Source organism: Bacillus sp. SRB_8 (genome assembly GCF_003264205.1).
GTDB lineage: Bacteria > Bacillota > Bacilli > Bacillales > Bacillaceae_G > Bacillus_A > Bacillus_A mycoides.
On record NZ_NADT01000003.1, the window covers coordinates 128,357 to 145,871 of the forward strand.

Here is a 17,515-nt window from a genome sequence, read left to right on the forward strand (position 1 = left end):
TCCTTTGATCTTAATCAGATTACGTCTCAATACTTTGTGCCAATAATTGAATAGCGCTCAAAGGCTCTGTCTGTGTACAGAGTGAACGGGATTGGTCTGCCTATTTTAAAGGAACCCTTTATTAAGCTTATATGTGAAAAAGAGGGAGGGACGAATACGCCCTCTTTTTGTTTTGCCTTTATAAATAGAATGGGATAGTATAGGTGAACACTTGTTGGATACGTATACTATCTTGGGACTTTTTGACCATGTATAGGACGAAAGCACTGCTTTCTTCTATTTCTTTGGTGAACCCTTATCCGTTTACGAAAACACAGGCAGTGACCTGTGTTTTTTATTTTGCGTAATCGAAATGGAGGAATAAATATATGGAAGAATTATTACAAAGAGCAATATTAGTTGGAGTGAATTTAGGTAAGGAAGCTGATTTTGCATATTCGATGGAAGAGTTAGCAAATCTTACGGAAGCTTGTGATGTGGAAGTAATCGGTCAAGTGACGCAAAATTTACAACGAGTAAATCCGTCGCATTATATTGGAAAAGGGAAGATTGAAGAAGTAGCAGCGTATGTGAAAGAAGCAGATGCAAATATGGTCATCTTTAATGACGAATTATCTCCTTCACAAATTCGAAATTTAGAAGAGGATTTAGATTGTAAAGTAATTGATCGTACCATTTTAATTTTAGATATCTTTGCGCAACGTGCGAAAACGAAAGAAGCGCAGTTGCAAGTAGAAGTGGCCCATCTTCAGTACATGATGCCTCGTTTAATCGGTCTTCGTGAATCTTTAGGAAGACAAAGCGGGGGAGTAGGCACGAAAAATAAAGGTGTCGGTGAGAAGAAGTTGGAATTAGATCGTCGTAAAATTGAAGAACAAATTGCGGCTCTAAATAAAGAATTAGAAGCACTTGTTGCACAGCGCCAAACGCAGCGTAAACAACGTAAGAAAAATGAAATTCCAGTTGTGTCGTTAGTAGGATATACGAATGCAGGTAAATCAACGATAATGAATACAATGCTTGAAATTTTTAATGGTACTGTAGAGAAACAAGTATTTGAAAAAGATATGTTATTTGCGACGTTAGAGACATCTGTACGAAATATTGATTTGCCGGATAATAAATCATTTTTATTAACGGATACTGTTGGATTTGTAAGTAAGTTACCGCATCATCTTGTGAAAGCATTCCGTTCAACGCTAGAGGAAGTGGCGGAAGCAGATTTACTTATTCACGTTGTAGATTACTCAAATCCCAATTATGAGCAATTAATTGATATTACAAATGAAACGTTAAAGAAAATTGGCGTGGAAAATATCCCGACGATATATGCATATAACAAATCAGATTTGGTAGATGTTGAAATTCCGAAAGTGCAAGAAGATCGCGTTTATCTATCTGCGAAGAAACATGTTGGAATTAAAGAGCTTGTAGAAGTAGTTCGTTCACACATTTATAAAGAGTATACGAAGTGTGAAATGTTAATTCCGTATGATCAAGGGCAGGTAGTTTCGTATTTCAACAATCATGCACACGTTTTATCTACGAGTTATGAAAACGAAGGTACGAAAATGGCACTAGAATGTAAGACGAGTGATTATGAGAAATATAAGCGTTTTTCTATTTAATAAAAAAAGGCGATCCTAATATGTTTTAGGATCGTCTTTTCTTCATAGTTGCAAGCCTTCCTTTCGTCCTGCCTTAGTATAAAAGAAAATACAAAGAGTTCATATAAATAAATCCGACAAAGCAGATAGAAAAAACATATTTTTTTAGAAGTTGAATTTCTGGAAAAAGAAATGAAACCAGTATAGAATAGAAATGTTTCAAAACTCAGAATTTATTCTGATTAAAGTCTAAATTTATTACACTAACTGTAATAAATATATATTTTGTACAGGAAGGAGAAATACACATATGCAGGCAGTTTCACAAAAAAATACAGTAGAAACACCGACAATATATCGAATATTATTTGCGATTAGTTTCGGACATTTTTTGAATGATTCGATGCAAGCGGTTGTGCCCGCGTTGTTTCCTATTTTGGAAAAAACGATGAATTTATCCTATATGCAAGTAGGGTGGATTGCGTTTGCGTTAAATATGACGTCATCGATTATGCAGCCGGTTTTTGGGATGTATTCAGATAAGAAGCCGTCACCATTTTTATTACCGCTCGGTATGTTTTCGAGTATGCTTGGGATGATTGGACTCGCATTTGCACCGAACTTTATAGTTGTTATTATTTCTGTTTTATTTATTGGATTAGGTTCCGCGGTCTTTCATCCAGAGGGCGCTCGTGTTGCTTATATGGCAGCCGGTGCAAAACGAGGTTTAGCGCAAGCGATTTATCAAGTTGGAGGAAATACAGGGAATTCTCTAGCACCTATTTTTACAGCATTAATTTTCGTTCCGCTCGGTCAAATTGGTTCTTTAGGCTTTACAGCCTTTGCAGCAGTAGGAATTGTATTGTTAATTTCTGTGTCTAATTGGTATAAAAATGAATTAGCAACTGGTGCTGTAAGAAGGAAAAAGAGGGCTGCGCTTGAGGCGGAAAATGCAATTGTAAGTACGCACATTAAATTCGTTATTATACTTCTTGTTTTTCTTACTTTTGTACGTTCTTGGTACGGTGCTGGTATCGGGAATTTCTATCAATTTTACTTAATTGAGCATTACGGTTTATCTATAAAAAATGCGCAATATTTTGTATTCGCATTTATGATTGCTGGTGTATTAGGTACTTTCTTTGGTGGTCCGTTAGCAGATAAATTCGGTAAGAAAAAGATTATTGTCTTTTCGACGCTCGGTTCAGCGCCGCTTGCACTATTGTTACCTCACGTTTCTCTTATGTGGGTTGTACCGTTATTTTTATGCATTGGATTTATTAGCTCTAGTAGTTTTAGTGTAATCGTTGTATATGCACAAGAACTTGTTCCAGGGAAAGTTGGAATGGTGTCAGGATTAATTGTCGGTCTTGCGTTTGGTCTTGGAGCATTAGGTGCTGTAGTCCTTGGGAAATTAGCTGATATGTATAGTCTTCAATTTATTATGCTATTATGTAGTGGTTTACCATTAATTGGACTTACTTCATTGTTACTGCCAAATGATAAGAAAACGATAGAATAGGGGATGCGCTATGAAATTATGTGAAAACGTTACAGAATTAATAGGAGATACACCTGTTGTCCGATTATCTAAATTTATTCCAGAGGACGCAGCGGATGTGTATGTAAAACTGGAAATGTTTAATCCGTCACGCAGTGTGAAAGATCGCGCTGCCTATAACTTAATTCATATTGCCGAGGAACATGGTCTCATTAAGCCAGGTGATACAATTATTGAACCGACAAGTGGAAATACAGGAATTGGCTTAGCGATGAATGCAGCTGCTAAAGGGTATAAAGCTATTTTAATTATGCCAGATAATATGTCCAAAGAGCGTATTAATTTATTGAAAGCATACGGCGCAGAAGTAATTTTAACACCAGCAGAACAAAGAATGCCAGGAGCAATTGCGAAGGCGGTAGCGTTACAAAAAGAAATTCCAAATAGTTTTATTCCGCAGCAATTTGAAAACCCAGCAAATCCGAATATTCATCGTTATACGACTGCACTTGAAATTTATGAACAAATGGATGGAGAACTTGATGCATTTGTAGCAACCGCAGGAACAGGTGGAACAATTACAGGGACCGGTGAAACGTTAAAAGAGAAACTACCAAACTTATATATTGCCGTAGTAGAACCGAAAGGATCACCAGTGTTATCTGGTGGTGTTCCAGGCCCTCATAAACTAGTCGGAACAAGCCCAGGGTTTATTCCAAAAAACTTAAATACAGAAGTGTATAACGAAATTATTCAAATTGCGGATGAAGAAGCATTAACTACAATGAGAAACTTAGCAAGACAAGAAGGCTTATTAGTAGGACCATCTTCAGGAGCTTCTGTGTACGCTGCAATTATGATTGCAAAACGCTTAGGTGCTGGTAAAAAGGTTTTATGTATTGCACCTGATACAGGGGAGCGCTATTTAAGTATGGGGCTATTTGAATAAAAGTGATAGAAGCCCTTAATAGTAAGGATGAAAATCCCCTATTAAGGTGTTTCTTTTAGAAAAATAGATAATGGGTGAGTGGGGAGAATGACAATGAAGCTATTGAAACCAACATACGAATATAGCGAACAAATTATGGAGTATAGGCAGGCATTTTTACATTCAGGAGAAGAACCGCACGGTAGTTGTTCTTTACAAAATTTCGATTCTATTGGTGAATGGTTTGAAAAAGTAAGTACACAAGAAGAAGGAAAAAATTTACCATCTAATCGAGTACCATCTAGTCAGTTTGTTAGTGTTGAGAATGGAAAAATAATAGGTTTTGTGAATATTCGACACCGGTTAAATCCAGAGTTATTGTGGGAAAGCGGTCATATCGGTTATAGTGTTCATCCGAATAAACGTCACCAAGGTTATGCAACTGAGCAACTGCAACTTTCATTGGCTGAGGCGCAAAAATTCGGGTTGAAGAAAGTGCTAATAACTTGTGATAAAGCTAATGTTGGTTCGGCTAAAACGATTCAAAAGGTAATATAATGTTTAATATCGAAATAGATAAATGAAAAGTAAGGGGAGTACTGCAGTTTTAGGGGGAAATGCAATGGGATTAAAAGAGAAAGCGATAGAGGTGTCGGAGATTTATAGGCAAAACCAGAAAGTCGAAGCTATTATTTTAGCAGGATCTGTAGCGAGAAAGTTAGAAGATGAACATTCAGATATTGAATTACATATTTTATGGTCAGAACCACCAGAGGATGAAGAGCGTCTAGGTCCAATTAATAATATTGGTGGAACGATTTTGTCATATCATCCTTACGAGGACGAAGAATGGTCGGAAACGTATTTGACGAAAGAAGGAATTAAACTAGAGATTAGTAACTTTTTAACATTGACAGTAGAAAAAATTATTTCAGAAGTTATAGAGCAGTATGATATAAATTATGAGAAACAATGTATTGTATCATCGGTTCATGATGGTGTGAGTTTGTATGGAGAAGTAAAAGTACATGCTCTAAAAGAAAGAGTTGAAGCATTTCCAGAAGAACTGGCGAAAAGGATGATTTCAGAAAACCTTTGGTTAAGCAATCGTTGGCATAATCGAGAGGCGCTTTTAAAACGAAAAGACTGGCTTATGCTTTATGATGTTATTTGTGAAGTACAAAGGGATTTATTCGGTGTTTTATTCGGTTTGAATAGAATGTACGTGCACCATCCTGCATTTAAATGGATGGCTTATAATGTAGAGCGTATGAATATTAAACCTGAAAATCTATATGAGCGTATGGCGGATACGCTGATAGGGGAACCAGAGTATAGTGTACAGGAGTTAGAAGTGTTGATCGAAGAGGTATTACATTTAGTAGAACAATATGCTCCAGAATTAAATATTGCTGAACAACAAAAGCGCATTCAATATGCGAAGTAAAAAAACAAGAGATGTAACAACGCGTTACATCTCTTGTTTTTTTATTTTACTAACTTTCCTAATACAGGTAATCGTCGAATCCTATCACCGAGAATATGCGAAGCAAGTCCACTCGTTAATACGAATAAAAGATAAACAAGTCCTCCTGCTGATGCGCATATAAATACAATAATCAGTGATTCTACATAAGATTGGCCAGGAATAATCCAGCTTATAAATGCTCTTAATACGATCACAACAGCAGACATTGCTGCGGAGTAAATCGTAATAAGAAATACTGTTTTTGCTGTTTCGCCAATTTTAAATTTCGCAAACTTAACGATGCAGTACAACATAATAATATTTGAAACGAGATATCCGAGAATTGTTCCAAGTACAGCACCATGTCCACCGAATAAATGTAAGAGCGGTGTGTTCACCACAATTTTAACGAGAATACCGGCTGAGAATGCAATCATTGTTTTTCTTTGATAATCAATTCCTTGTAATATAGCAGCTGAAACTGTGAAAATTGCACTTAATACAGCAGAAGGTGCAAATGAAATTAAATATTGTGATCCACCAAGTGCAATTTCAGGATTTACATAAACCATGCGGAATGCATCGTAAGCGATACTAGCAAGACCGAATGCGGCTGGGATAGTGAAGAATAATAATACTTGAAATATCTTTGAAATTTGTCCTTGTAATTCATCTAGCTTCCCGCTTGTAAATGATTTCGTTATAGCCGGAATAATTGTTAATGAGAATCCAGTTGCAAGTGAAGCCGGAATCATAATTAACTTTTGGGCATAGTTCGTTATATAAGCGAAAACTGCATTCGCGGTTTCTAAAGGTTCTCCCATTGCTCTAAGGACATCAGCTACGGTATATTGATCTACTAACGTATAGAGCGGGATTGCAATGCCTACAAATACAATTGGAATTGCATAACGTAGTAATTCCATATAAATACTTCTTAACGGAATGTTTGATGATCTCGTTTTCAGCTCACCTTCAGGAGGTTTTAATCCATTATATTTTTTCCAGTACATCATTAAAATAGAGACGCTTGCAAGTGCCCCGATAACAGCACCAAATGTAGCAACTGCAACAGAAGAAGCTACTGAACCTCCTAATAGTTTTGAGACGATAAAACTACCAACTAAAATGAAAACGACACGTGCGATTTGTTCTACGACTTGAGAAACAGCACTTGGTTTCATATGTTGAAAACCTTGGAAATAACCACGTGTAACACTCATAGCTGGTACGATAATAAGCGCGAAGCTTAATGCTCGCATTGTAAGTGTTACGTCTGCGATAAATTGTGGATCTGGTGTTTTCGAGCGAATAATAAATTGTGATATGTACGGTGCTCCAATAAATAAAGTTAAAAATCCTAAAAAGCCCATAAACATCATTAATTTTACGCTCGAGTTATACAATTTTTTACTTGTACTATAATCACCAAGTGCATTATGTTTTGCAACAAATTTTGAGACGGCAATAGGAATACCAGCTGTTGAAAAGCTTAATAAAATACCGTACCAAGAGTATGCGTATCCATATAAAGCGACCCCTTGCGTTCCAACTAATAATTGAAAGGGGAAAAAGTATATAAAACCTAAAATTCGTGAAATCATTGTTGCACCACTTAATAAAGCGGTACCTTTTAAAACTTTTGAAGTAGACAAAATTCTTTCCTCCTACTCGTGCTGTCTTGCATTTATCGTATACTACTATAAACCTGCTAGAGAAGTTAATACAGTATAAACCATAAATGTTCTAATACTATTCATACAAAAGTCATATTTTGAATCTTTAAATAGAATGTAATGCATAAAAATTCAAAATATAAGTTGACACTATTTTTAATATATGATAAAAATGATAGTAATCAATTCGGAAAATAATATTTGGGCAATGAAAGGGTATAGTAGTGAATATCTCCCTATTTCAGAGAGCTGATGGTTGGTGTGAATCAGTATATAGATTATTCATGAAGTTCGTCCTGGAGCATCTTTCATAAATCTCACATTATGAGGAAATGAAAGACGGTAGTTTATACCGTTATCAAATAAAGTGGTGAAGATTGTTTCACAACTAGGGTGGTACCGCGATATTTATCGTCCCTACGTATTTACGTAGGGACGTTTTTTATTTAGGTCCTAATTTTGGTGTGGCTTCATAACTAGGGTGGTACCGCGATATTTTATCGTCCCTACGTATTTGCGTAGGGACGTTTTTTATTTAGGTCCTAACTTTGGTGTATCTTCACAACTAGGGTGGTACCGCGATATTTTTGTCGTCCCTACGTATTTACGTAGGGACGTTTTTTATTAGGGAGGAAGTGAACGTATTAGAAAAGAGTATGGATAGAACAATATAAATACCGGATTGTAAAACAGAAAAAGATAAAGAGAGGAGATTAACAAATGAATTCACAGCAATGGACATCGAAATTAGGTTTCGTATTAGCTGCAGCAGGTTCAGCAATTGGTCTAGGGGCGATTTGGAAGTTCCCGTATATGGCCGGAATTGGAGGGGGCGGCGCGTTCTTCCTTATTTTCATCGGTTTCACATTATTAATTGGTTTACCGCTATTATTAGCTGAATTCGTTATCGGAAGAAGTACACAAAAAGAGGCTGTTGATGCGTATAGCGAAATCGCACCAAAAACACTATGGCCTTGGTTAGGTAAATTAGGGATTGTAACTTGTTTCATACTACTTTCTTTCTACAGTGTTGTAGGGGGATGGATTTTACTCTATTTATGGAATGCAATTACAGGTAGACTATGGGAAGGAAATGGGGCATACGAAGCTACGTTTGGTGAAATCATTTCCAATCCATATTTAGCAGTTGGATCACAGCTATTATTCATCCTTATTACTATTTTTATCGTAAGTAAAGGTGTACAAAATGGTGTTGAAAAAGTAAATAAATATTTCATGCCAGCATTATTCGTATTATTCTTTGTACTAATTGTTCGTGCACTTACTTTAGACGGTGCTGGAGAAGGAGTTCGATTCTTCTTACAACCTGATTTCTCAAACGTAACGTCAGAAATCATTTTATATGCAATGGGGCAATCGTTCTTCTCACTATCTGTTGGTGTAGCCGTTATGGTAACGTATAGCTCGTACTTACCGAAAGAAGAAAGTTTACCGCGTTCAGCATTTTCTATCGTAGCTTTAACGCTTGTGATTACATTACTTGCAGGACTAGCAATTTTCCCAGTTGTATTCGCATTTGGAATGGAACCATCTCAAGGACCGGGGCTATTGTTTATCGTACTGCCAGCTATTTTCAGTAAAATGGCGTTCGGAAAATTATTCTTCATTGTTTTCTTATTACTATTCTTCTTTGCTACTATTACATCAGCAATTTCGATGTTAGAAATTAGTGTTGCGTCTTTAACAACTAAAGGTAAAAGTAAAGGGAAACGTGAAAAAATGGCATTAATTGTTGGCTTGTTAATCTTTGTTGTAGGGGTTCCATCAGCCTTATCGTTTGGTTTGTTAAGTGATGTGAAACCATTTGGGAAAACAATTTTTGATTTAGCAGACTATGCGGTTAGTAACATACTAATGCCACTTGGTGTTTTATTAGTTTCCATCTTTGTCCCTTTAAAAATGAAGAAAGATGTATTAATGAAAGAGCTTGGTGTAAGTAAAAATAAAGGCTATAAACTATTCGTATTATGGTTATTCTTACTTCGCTATATTGCACCAATTGCGATTATTATCGTATTCCTAAATGTGCTTGGAATTATATAAAAGAAAGGTAGCGTATCGAGATATGATACGCTACCTTTTTATTTTGCTTTTTTTTGCAATTCGTTTACTGTCACGAATTGATAGCCCTTTTTAGATAAAGAGTCTAAAATACCTTCAATAGTTTGCAGATTTTCATTAGATTCATCGTACATAGGGTGCAATAAAATGATAGAACCTGGTTTTACATTTTTACTAACATATTCAATTTTATCAGCTGTAGATGTATAAAAAGTATCAGGTTCAAGGTCCCATGTGATTGTTTCGATATTATTTTTATTTAAATAATAGGGCAGACCAATTAGCTTTTTACCGTTAGGTGGTCTAAAATCAATTTCGCCTGTAAATCCTGTTTGGCGGATTAATGAATTCGTTTTTTCTATTTCTTCTTTAATAAAAGAAGGTGTTTTAAAAACCATTCTGTTATGAGAATATGTATGATTTCCAAGTTGGTGTCCAGAGTGTACGATAGCTTCTCCTAACGATAGGTTTTTCTCTAATTCATTTCCGATTAAAAAGAAAGTAGCTTTTGCATTGTATCGATCTAGTAGCGGTAATATTTGTTTAACATTGTTAGTAGGACCATCATCAAAAGTTAAAGCAATCACTTTTTCATTTGTTTCTACTCGGTTTGTTAAACCTCCAAACAATTGAAAACTTCTTGCGTTCATCAATTTGTATGTTCCGAATAATGCTACAGTAATAATGAATAATGTAACGATTGTAATGATTATATTCTTTTTCATAACGCAACCTCACTATACTTTTGGATTGGACTAAAAAGTATTATATCAAACTAAGTAACTTCGTGCTTTAAAAAGGATGTGGATGCAAGGGGAAGAAATTTATCATATAATAAAATGCAAAAGGTATATTAGGAGGTATTGATATGGCGATTACAATTCAATTGCCAGACACTGCAGCGTCTCATGCAAAGCCAAGTATGGAAATGGCGATACTTTGCGTGGGGTAGACAAGTAATATACAATCGCCTAAATGAGCTCGTATCATTTTTTATATTTGGCTTTGCACCTTATTGAAATGAACCATAAAAAATAAGGGGCGAGCAGAAATGAAATATGTTAAAGCTGCGACGGTTTTACCAGAAAGTTTAATTGCTGAAATTCAAAAGTATATACAAGGTGAAACAATTTACATTCCAAAACAAGAAACAAAACATTATAAATGGGGTACACAATCTGGAGGAAGAAAACAACTAGATGAAAGAAACAAAGCTATTAAAGAAGCGTTTAAAAGTGGAATTTCCATTCATCAACTTGCGGAGGAGCATTTTCTTTCCGGAGAAACGATTAAAAAGATTGTGTATTCTAAATGAAAATAAAAGAGTCTAGTTCAATTATTAAATTGAACTAGACTCTTTTTGTTTTGTATCTATTGGATATGAATGGGCAAGATAATAGAAAAAATGTGCCGGCTTTTTACTAAATAGAATATAGAGCATTTGAGTGAAAAGCAGAAAGGTGAGCATATATGAATCATCTAGGACAAATAACGATAGAACTATTTTTTGGTTTTTTTGTGCTATTGATTGCTACTAAAATATTAGGGAAGACACAAATATCTCAGTTAACGCCATTTGATTTTATTTCTGCCATAGTTCTCGGAGAATTAGTAGGAAATACTATATATGATCCGGAAATAAAAGTATGGTCTATTTTATATGCAGTACTTGTATGGGTAGTGTTAATTTATACAATAGAAGTGATAACGCAAAAATTTAGAGGGACGAGAAGTTTTTTTGAAGGCTCTCCGTCAATCATTATCCGTAATGGATATATTGACCGGGAACAACTAAGTTCAAATCATTTGGATATTAATCAACTACAACAAATGCTAAGACAACAAAAAGATATATTTTCAATCCGAGAAGTTGAATATATGATTTTGGAACCTAATGGAAACATAAGTGTTCTGAAGAAAAGCAAATATGAATCTCCTACTATAAATGATTTAAGTTTAAAACATAAACCTGTATACTTACCGATTTCATTAATTAGTGATGGAAAAGTAGTGAAAGATAATTTGAGGGAAGCAGGTTTTGATGAAGGATGGCTTTATAAACAAATAAAGCAAAAAGGGATTACTAAATTTGAAGATGTATTATATGCAGAATGGAAAACAGATGATGGTTTCTTTTGTCAGGAAATGCCTCGGTAGAACATAGTCAGAGTATGTAATGTTCATTTCTAAGTTATCTTTTACATATCAAAAAGCTGAATCATTGTATACAATAAGACTAGATCAACAATTTGTATGGAGTGATAAAGATGGAAGCTTTTATTAGAAGTGATCAATACAATTTTATAAAGTCACAAGCTTATATTTTAGCAAATGGGCATGCAACGGCAAATGATAGAGGTGTAATTCAAGCGTTAAAATCACTTGCGATTGAAAAGATAATACATGTATTTGAGAATTTAACGGATGAACAGAAAGAGTTAATTGATACGGTATTAACAGTTCAAAATAGAGAAGATGCAGAATCGTTTTTAATGAAAATAAATCCGTATGTCATTCCGTTTCAGGAAGTTACAGCACAAACATTAAAAAAATTATTTCCTAAAGCGAAAAAATTAAAACTTCCTGATATGGAAGAACTGGACATGAAAGAATTATCTTATTTAAGCTGGATTGATAAAGGGTCAAGCAAGAAATTTATTATAGCGAAAAATGATAAAAATAAGTTTGTTGGTCTGCAAGGAACGTTCCAAAGTTTAAATAAAAAGAGCATTTGTTCATTATGTCATGGACATGAAGAAGTAGGAATGTTTTTAGTTGAAATTAAAGGTGATATACCAGGAACTTTCGTTAAAAAGGGAAACTATATTTGCAAAGATGGTGTAGCTTGTAATCAGAATATGAAATCACTTGATAAATTACAGGATTTTATTGAGCGATTAAAGAAATAAAGAAAAAACCTCTAGTATTTAAACTGGAGGTTTTTATTTTTTTAAAGAAGTAATAGTAGTCTTTTTCGTAGATGTAGATTTATAAAAAGTCAGATCATTTATAATAAAATTTGATGAAAATATTTATTTTGATATGGTTGCTTATATACAAGGAGGTAAAACATGAATTACATTTCACCGAAAGAAGAGATATTAAAAATGAAACGGTGGCCTAAAGATACGATAGCGGCAGGGCGTGGTCATACTGTTGCTCTAAAATCGGATGGTACGGTGGTAGCAGTGGGGCGAAATAAAGAAGGTGAATGCAATGTAAGCGGCTGGCGTGATATTGAAGCGGTCGCGGTGGGGAATGTTCATATGGCGACGAACACAGGTAATGCTCATACAATAGGTCTTACCACTGACAGTACTGTGGTAGCAGTGGGGTGGAATAAGCATGACCAATGCGATGTAAATGATTGGCGCGATATTGTAGCGATAGCGGCGGGGTGGCGTCGTACCATTGGCCTTAAACCGGATGGCACGGTAATAGCGGTGGGGCGAAATAAAGAAGAAGAATGCAATATAAGCGGCTGGAGAGATATTGTGGCGGCCGCGCTAGGTGACTGGCATACAGTCGGTCTTAAATTGGACGGAACTGTGACGACTGTGGGTAATAATCGATATGGCCAATGCAATGTAAGTGGATGGCGTGGTATGGTGGAGTTGGCGGCAGGTTATCTTCATACTGTTGGTTTGAAATCGGATGGCAAAGTGATGGCAGTGGGTAATAATAAACTTGGTCAATGCGATGTAGGCAGCTGGAAAGATATTATGGCAATAGCAGCTGGTACGAATCATACAATCGGACTTAAATCAGACGGTACCGTGGTGGCAGTCGGGTGGAATGAGTATGGTCAATGTAATGTAAGCGATTGGCGTGATATTGTAGCGATAGCGGCGGGTTGTGCCCATACGGTCGGTCTGAAATTAGATGGCACGGTGGTAGCAGTAGGTGATAATACATACGGTCAATGCGATGTAGGTAGTTGGCGCAGTATCCGATTGCCCGGTAAATAGTTTTTAATAACTATTTGTTGATAGATAATTTACAATAAATCACTAGTAATATTATTCTGTTTTAGGAGTAATTATGGAATAGGATATGTAGATAAGAATCCCTTTTTAAAAGAGGTTCTTATTCTTTTTTCGCAAAATAAGGGTCTAAATGGAATTTTTGAACAAACTTTATTTCAAAGCTACAGTAGAAAGTATAAATTACAAATAAAGCATAGGAGAGCTGAGGAAATGCTTAAAAAGTTTTTGCTTTCTTTACCGGATGTTTTACTTGTATGCATTGTTATCTACATAACATACACAACTACTCTTAGTTTTGTACAGATGTTAGTAATTTCAATTGCAATCGGAATCGTCGGTGGTTTTGTTATAAGAATTTGTAAGGATGTATTCACGTATATAAGGTGGACAATTAAACAGAGGAAATCTTGAATACGTTGTATTGCTATTAGGAGGAGAGGAAATGACTAAGAAAAAGAGTAGAGTGAAAAATGAAATAGCACTTTGGACATTAACAGCGGTTGTTCTCATCATTGTATGGTACTTTTTTCAAAGATAAAAATGCATCGTACTTAAAAGGTACGATGCATTTTTATTATTATTTTTGCCAATTTTCTTTTATAAAGTCTTCACGACCAGATTCTTTTTGCTCGGTAGCATATTTCTCTGGATTCTTTTTATAGAAATGCTGGTGGTATTCCTCTGCTTCATAAAAAGGTGCAGCTGAGCGAATTTCAGTCACAATAGGACCTTTAAACATACCGCTTTCTGCAAGAGCTTGTTTTGATTTTTCAGCAAGCTCTTTTTGCGTTTCGTTATGATAAAAAATTGCTGTGCGGTAAGATGGACCACGATCGAAAAATTGTCCGCCGTCATCAGTTGGATCAATTTGTGGCCAATATAAATCTAGTAATTTTTGATAAGGAAAAATAGAAGGATCGAATGTGATTTGTACAACTTCTAAATGTCCAGATGTTCCAGTCTTTACTTGTTCGTATGTTGGGTTTTCTACATGACCACCTGCATAGCCGGAAAGTACTTTTTGAATACCGGGAAGCTCATCAAATGGTTTTACCATGCACCAAAAACAACCGCCTGCGAAGGTTGCGAGTTCGTATGTTTTTTCAGACATTGCTGTAATCCTCCTAAATATATATGTTTTATACAGTATTATATAAAATGTTTTATTGCGCAATAAAAAAGATTTAGAAGTGAATAAAAATTGAAATATATTTCTTTATAAAGTCTTTAAAATTCCTTCAAAGTTTCTTTTTTTCTGAGTGTTATGATGTAAATCGAAGTGAATATGTGAGGTGATAGGCAATGAATCCACGTATGAAAATTAATAGTTTACAACAAAAAATGAAAGAGAGACTAATATGAAAAAGGAATTTATACAAAGTGATTTAAGAAATATATTGATTGCGGCGTGCTTACTATTAGGGTTAGTTATTTTCGGATATTTTTTAATTAATAATTACCCAGGTACAAATGAAAAAAAGAAGTTAAGAGACGTAACATCTACTTCAGAATCAATTACATCTCTTACGAATTCAAATGCAGAAAATCGGGTTATAAAAACTTTTAATATTACGGCGAAAGTAGCAAGTGTAGATTTGGGAAATGGGAAAAAGGTAGATGCATGGACCTTTGATGGAACATCACCGGGTACTCAAATTCGAGTTAAACAAGGTGAACGTATTGTTGTAAATTTGAAAAATGAATTACCAGAACCGGTTACAATCCATTGGCACGGATTAGATGTTCCTGCGGCGGTAGATGGTGTTCCAGGTGTTACGCAAAATGCTATAAAACCAGGTGAAACATATACATACGCATTTAATGCTGATCAGGTAGGAACATATTGGTATCATTCACATCAAAAAAGTGCAATACAAACGGAACGGGGACTATTTGGAACCATTGTTATTGAACCGAATAAACCAGCTGTAAAATATGAAAAAGATTATACAGTGGCGATCCATGAATGGAAAACAGGAGCCATAAAAACCCGTAAGCATAATGGCGAACAAGATAAAGATTGGGATAGCTATCCTAGTAATCATATTCGAAATGAAAAGGCGCAAACTTTAGAAGGACCGTTAATGATGCCAAGTAATGATCAACTCAAAGATTTATCTGATGGAGATGATTACGATGTATTTACATTAAATGATACAAGTGAGGGACTACGATTGGATGCAAAACCAGGTGAAACAGTACGCCTTCGCTTAATTAATGCTGGGAATAATACGCATTTAATGACATTAGTTGGGGCGCCATTTCAAATTATTGCATTAGATGGTCGTGACATAAAAGGTGGGGACGAGCTAGATAAAGCAATTCTTCCGATGGGAGCTGCACAACGTTATGACCTTGTTTTTAAAATGCCAGAAACAACGAGTGTAAAACTTATTAATGTTGATCCATCTAAGAAAATGAATCGAATGTTAACGACGACTATTGGGAACGGTTCTTTGCCGAAAAAACCTGTTGATATAAAGAGTTATCCATGGTTTGACTTTACGAAATATGGAGAAAAAGAAGTTGGCAAGTTTACGATAGATTCAAAGTTTACAAAAGTCTATAATATGGATTTGGCAGAAGGTGTGAAAGATGTAAATGGACAAGAAAAATGGGTGTATACGATTAATGGAAAGACATCACCTGACATTCCACCAATTAAAGTAGAGAAAGGGGATAAAGTTAAGATTCGATTTAAAAATAAGGGGGAAGAAATTCATCCAATGCATTTGCATGGACATACATTCCAGGTTATTTCTAAAAATGGTAAACCAATGGAGGGAAGTCCGATTTACTTAGATACAGTTAATGTTTTTCCGGGAGAAGAATATGAAATTGCTCTAGAGGCAAATAATAGTGGACTATGGATGGTTCATTGTCATCATCTCGTTCATGCGGAAAAAGGAATGCATACGATGATGAATTATGAGGGGGTAACTACTCCGTTTTCTACAGGAGATCACGCGGGTAATCATCCAGAATAATAATACGGAGGTTTTCATGCTTTATAGAATGATAGTATTTATTGTAATAAGTACAAGTATATTTTTATTTTCTCATAGTAGTGTATTTGCTCATACAAGTGTTGTAGGAGCCACCCCTAAAGAGGGTGAGGTTCTTACAGTACAACCGGAACAGATTATTCTTGAATTTAGTGAACCAGTTGCGGGAAATGTAGTTAATATTGAATTGCTAGATGCAAGTGCAAAGAGAGTGCAAGTATCAAAGGTTGAAATATTAGATAACCCAACAAAATTAAAAGTGAAATTACCAAACTTAAATAATGGTACTTACACAGTAAGGTGGTCTATGATTTCTGCAGACGGACATCCGAGTGAGGGAGGCTATCCCTTTTCAATTGGAGAAGAAGTACAAACTAATGTAGTGGTAGAGGGAAATGCGAGTGGGAGTGGCTCAGTATTTTCAGATGCTATGATAGTAACACTACGCTATATTGTAGAGGGAATGATTTTAATTGGAGCAGGAGTAAAGTGGCTCGATATGTTTGTAAAACGTTATAGCTTACCTCCCATATTGCAAAGAATGAAGAATATGAAAAAGATTTTCTTCTCTATACTTGTAGTAGGATTAATAGCCGAATTAATAGTATATAAGTCAGTTATTCCGAAGGGAAGTTTACTTATTCATTCGCCATTTTCAGTTATTATTATGATTCAACTGCTATTATTAGTTCTTATGTCTTTGCGGCATATGGGGAACGAATGGTATGCGCTAATTTGGGGATTTCTTGTTGCGAGTTTTTCTTTCACAGGTCATGTATGGATTACTAATCCAAATTGGGCAGCAGTTATAATTAGAATGGTCCACGTTATGAGTATTGCAGTGTGGCTAGGAGCACTTATTTATTTAGCTCTTGTTATAGCGTGGACAACATTATACAAAATTACATTTGATCAAAAGAGTTTCCGTAAGCATTTTAGCATTATTGCTGGTATTTCATTTATTCTAGCATTTCTTTCTGGGGAATTAATTGTGTTTTTACAGACAAGGAATTGGGTACTTTTTAATTTTAATTCAATATGGACGAACCTTTTAAATATAAAGATTCTTACTGTATGTATAATTACAATTGTAGCATGGAGACAAACGAAAACATGGGGTAACGATATCGGAACAGTTAATCGCCGTTTATTGCTCTTAGAAATTGTTCTAGCTATACTCGTATTATTAGCTGGTATTTGGATGAGTCAAGTTTCGTTTCCGGTGAATTCTGTAACAAGCTAAAATTATAATGTTCATAGGA

The 17,515-nt window shown here is 35.3% G+C and carries 15 protein-coding genes, 1 pseudogene and 1 other annotated feature; of the genes and pseudogenes, 13 read left to right on the plus strand and 3 right to left on the minus strand.

All coding sequences use genetic code 11. The features are described 5' to 3' along the window. The first annotated feature begins 368 nt into the window (after positions 1-368). The 5 genes and pseudogenes from hflX (at position 369) to B5P40_RS00925 (ending at position 5,483) form a co-directional block, all read left to right on the plus strand. Positions 369-1,628: a GTPase HflX gene (gene hflX / locus B5P40_RS00905; protein ID WP_002126761.1), complete on the plus strand. Its 1,260-nt coding sequence runs from the start codon at positions 369-371 to the stop codon at positions 1,626-1,628. Between the two features lie 289 nt (positions 1,629-1,917). Beyond that, positions 1,918-3,129 carry an MFS transporter gene (locus B5P40_RS00910; protein WP_113708700.1) on the plus strand — a complete coding sequence of 404 codons (1,212 nt, stop codon included), beginning with the start codon at positions 1,918-1,920 and terminating at the stop codon, positions 3,127-3,129. 10 nt (positions 3,130-3,139) lie between these two features. Beyond that, positions 3,140-4,057, plus strand: coding sequence for a cysteine synthase A (gene cysK / locus B5P40_RS00915; protein ID WP_113708701.1), 918 nt, complete (start codon positions 3,140-3,142; stop codon positions 4,055-4,057). Between the two features lie 93 nt (positions 4,058-4,150). Then, a pseudogene (locus B5P40_RS00920) lies at positions 4,151-4,588 on the plus strand (GNAT family N-acetyltransferase); the annotation flags it as partial. Positions 4,589-4,658: 70 nt separating this feature from the next. Further along, complete coding sequence (locus B5P40_RS00925; protein WP_003188604.1) at positions 4,659-5,483, plus strand: DUF4037 domain-containing protein; 825 nt, start codon at positions 4,659-4,661, stop codon at positions 5,481-5,483. Between the two features lie 41 nt (positions 5,484-5,524). On the opposite strand, the gene B5P40_RS00930 is transcribed toward B5P40_RS00925, so the two are convergent. Next, positions 5,525-7,159, minus strand: a complete 1,635-nt coding sequence (locus B5P40_RS00930; protein ID WP_002168662.1) for a putative polysaccharide biosynthesis protein — start codon at positions 7,157-7,159, stop codon at positions 5,525-5,527. A gap of 220 nt (positions 7,160-7,379) precedes the next feature. After that, positions 7,380-7,602, plus strand: a binding site (T-box leader). Between the two features lie 298 nt (positions 7,603-7,900). Between B5P40_RS00930 and B5P40_RS00935 the strand changes: the two genes are divergently transcribed. Continuing rightward, positions 7,901-9,244: a sodium-dependent transporter gene (locus B5P40_RS00935; RefSeq protein WP_002126767.1), complete on the plus strand. Its 1,344-nt coding sequence runs from the start codon at positions 7,901-7,903 to the stop codon at positions 9,242-9,244. Positions 9,245-9,282: 38 nt separating this feature from the next. Here the strand turns inward: B5P40_RS00935 and B5P40_RS00940 are convergent, their stop codons facing one another. After that, positions 9,283-9,987: a polysaccharide deacetylase family protein gene (locus tag B5P40_RS00940; protein ID WP_002126769.1), complete on the minus strand. Its 705-nt coding sequence runs from the start codon at positions 9,985-9,987 to the stop codon at positions 9,283-9,285. 326 nt (positions 9,988-10,313) lie between these two features. On the opposite strand from B5P40_RS00940, the gene B5P40_RS00945 reads away from it, so the two are divergent. The 5 genes from B5P40_RS00945 (at position 10,314) to B5P40_RS00965 (ending at position 13,659) form a co-directional block, all read left to right on the plus strand. Continuing rightward, a complete protein-coding gene (locus tag B5P40_RS00945; protein ID WP_002012161.1) occupies positions 10,314-10,577 on the plus strand; it encodes a CD3324 family protein in 264 nt (87 codons plus the stop codon). Between the two features lie 155 nt (positions 10,578-10,732). After that, the gene (locus B5P40_RS00950) at positions 10,733-11,419 is read left to right on the plus strand and encodes a DUF421 domain-containing protein (RefSeq protein WP_002126773.1); all 687 of its coding nucleotides are present in this window, start codon (positions 10,733-10,735) and stop codon (positions 11,417-11,419) included. Positions 11,420-11,529: 110 nt separating this feature from the next. Continuing rightward, the gene (locus tag B5P40_RS00955) at positions 11,530-12,171 is read left to right on the plus strand and encodes a FusB/FusC family EF-G-binding protein (RefSeq protein ID WP_113708702.1); all 642 of its coding nucleotides are present in this window, start codon (positions 11,530-11,532) and stop codon (positions 12,169-12,171) included. Between the two features lie 162 nt (positions 12,172-12,333). Next, positions 12,334-13,230: an RCC1 domain-containing protein gene (locus tag B5P40_RS00960; protein WP_113708703.1), complete on the plus strand. Its 897-nt coding sequence runs from the start codon at positions 12,334-12,336 to the stop codon at positions 13,228-13,230. A 228-nt stretch (positions 13,231-13,458) separates the two neighbouring features. After that, the gene (locus B5P40_RS00965) at positions 13,459-13,659 is read left to right on the plus strand and encodes a hypothetical protein (RefSeq protein ID WP_002141267.1); all 201 of its coding nucleotides are present in this window, start codon (positions 13,459-13,461) and stop codon (positions 13,657-13,659) included. Positions 13,660-13,825: 166 nt separating this feature from the next. Here B5P40_RS00965 and msrA read toward each other — a convergent pair whose 3' ends face one another. Then, the gene (gene msrA, locus B5P40_RS00970; protein ID WP_113708704.1) at positions 13,826-14,359 is read right to left on the minus strand and encodes a peptide-methionine (S)-S-oxide reductase MsrA; all 534 of its coding nucleotides are present in this window, start codon (positions 14,357-14,359) and stop codon (positions 13,826-13,828) included. A 247-nt stretch (positions 14,360-14,606) separates the two neighbouring features. Here msrA and B5P40_RS00975 point away from each other — a divergent pair, with 247 nt between their 5' ends. Both B5P40_RS00975 and B5P40_RS00980 read left to right on the plus strand, forming a co-directional pair. Beyond that, a complete protein-coding gene (locus tag B5P40_RS00975; RefSeq protein WP_113708705.1) occupies positions 14,607-16,235 on the plus strand; it encodes a multicopper oxidase family protein in 1,629 nt (542 codons plus the stop codon). A gap of 16 nt (positions 16,236-16,251) precedes the next feature. Then, on the plus strand, positions 16,252-17,496 hold the full coding sequence (locus B5P40_RS00980) for a copper resistance CopC/CopD family protein (RefSeq protein WP_113708706.1): 1,245 nt from the start codon (positions 16,252-16,254) through the stop codon (positions 17,494-17,496). The last annotated feature ends 19 nt before the right edge of the window (positions 17,497-17,515 follow it).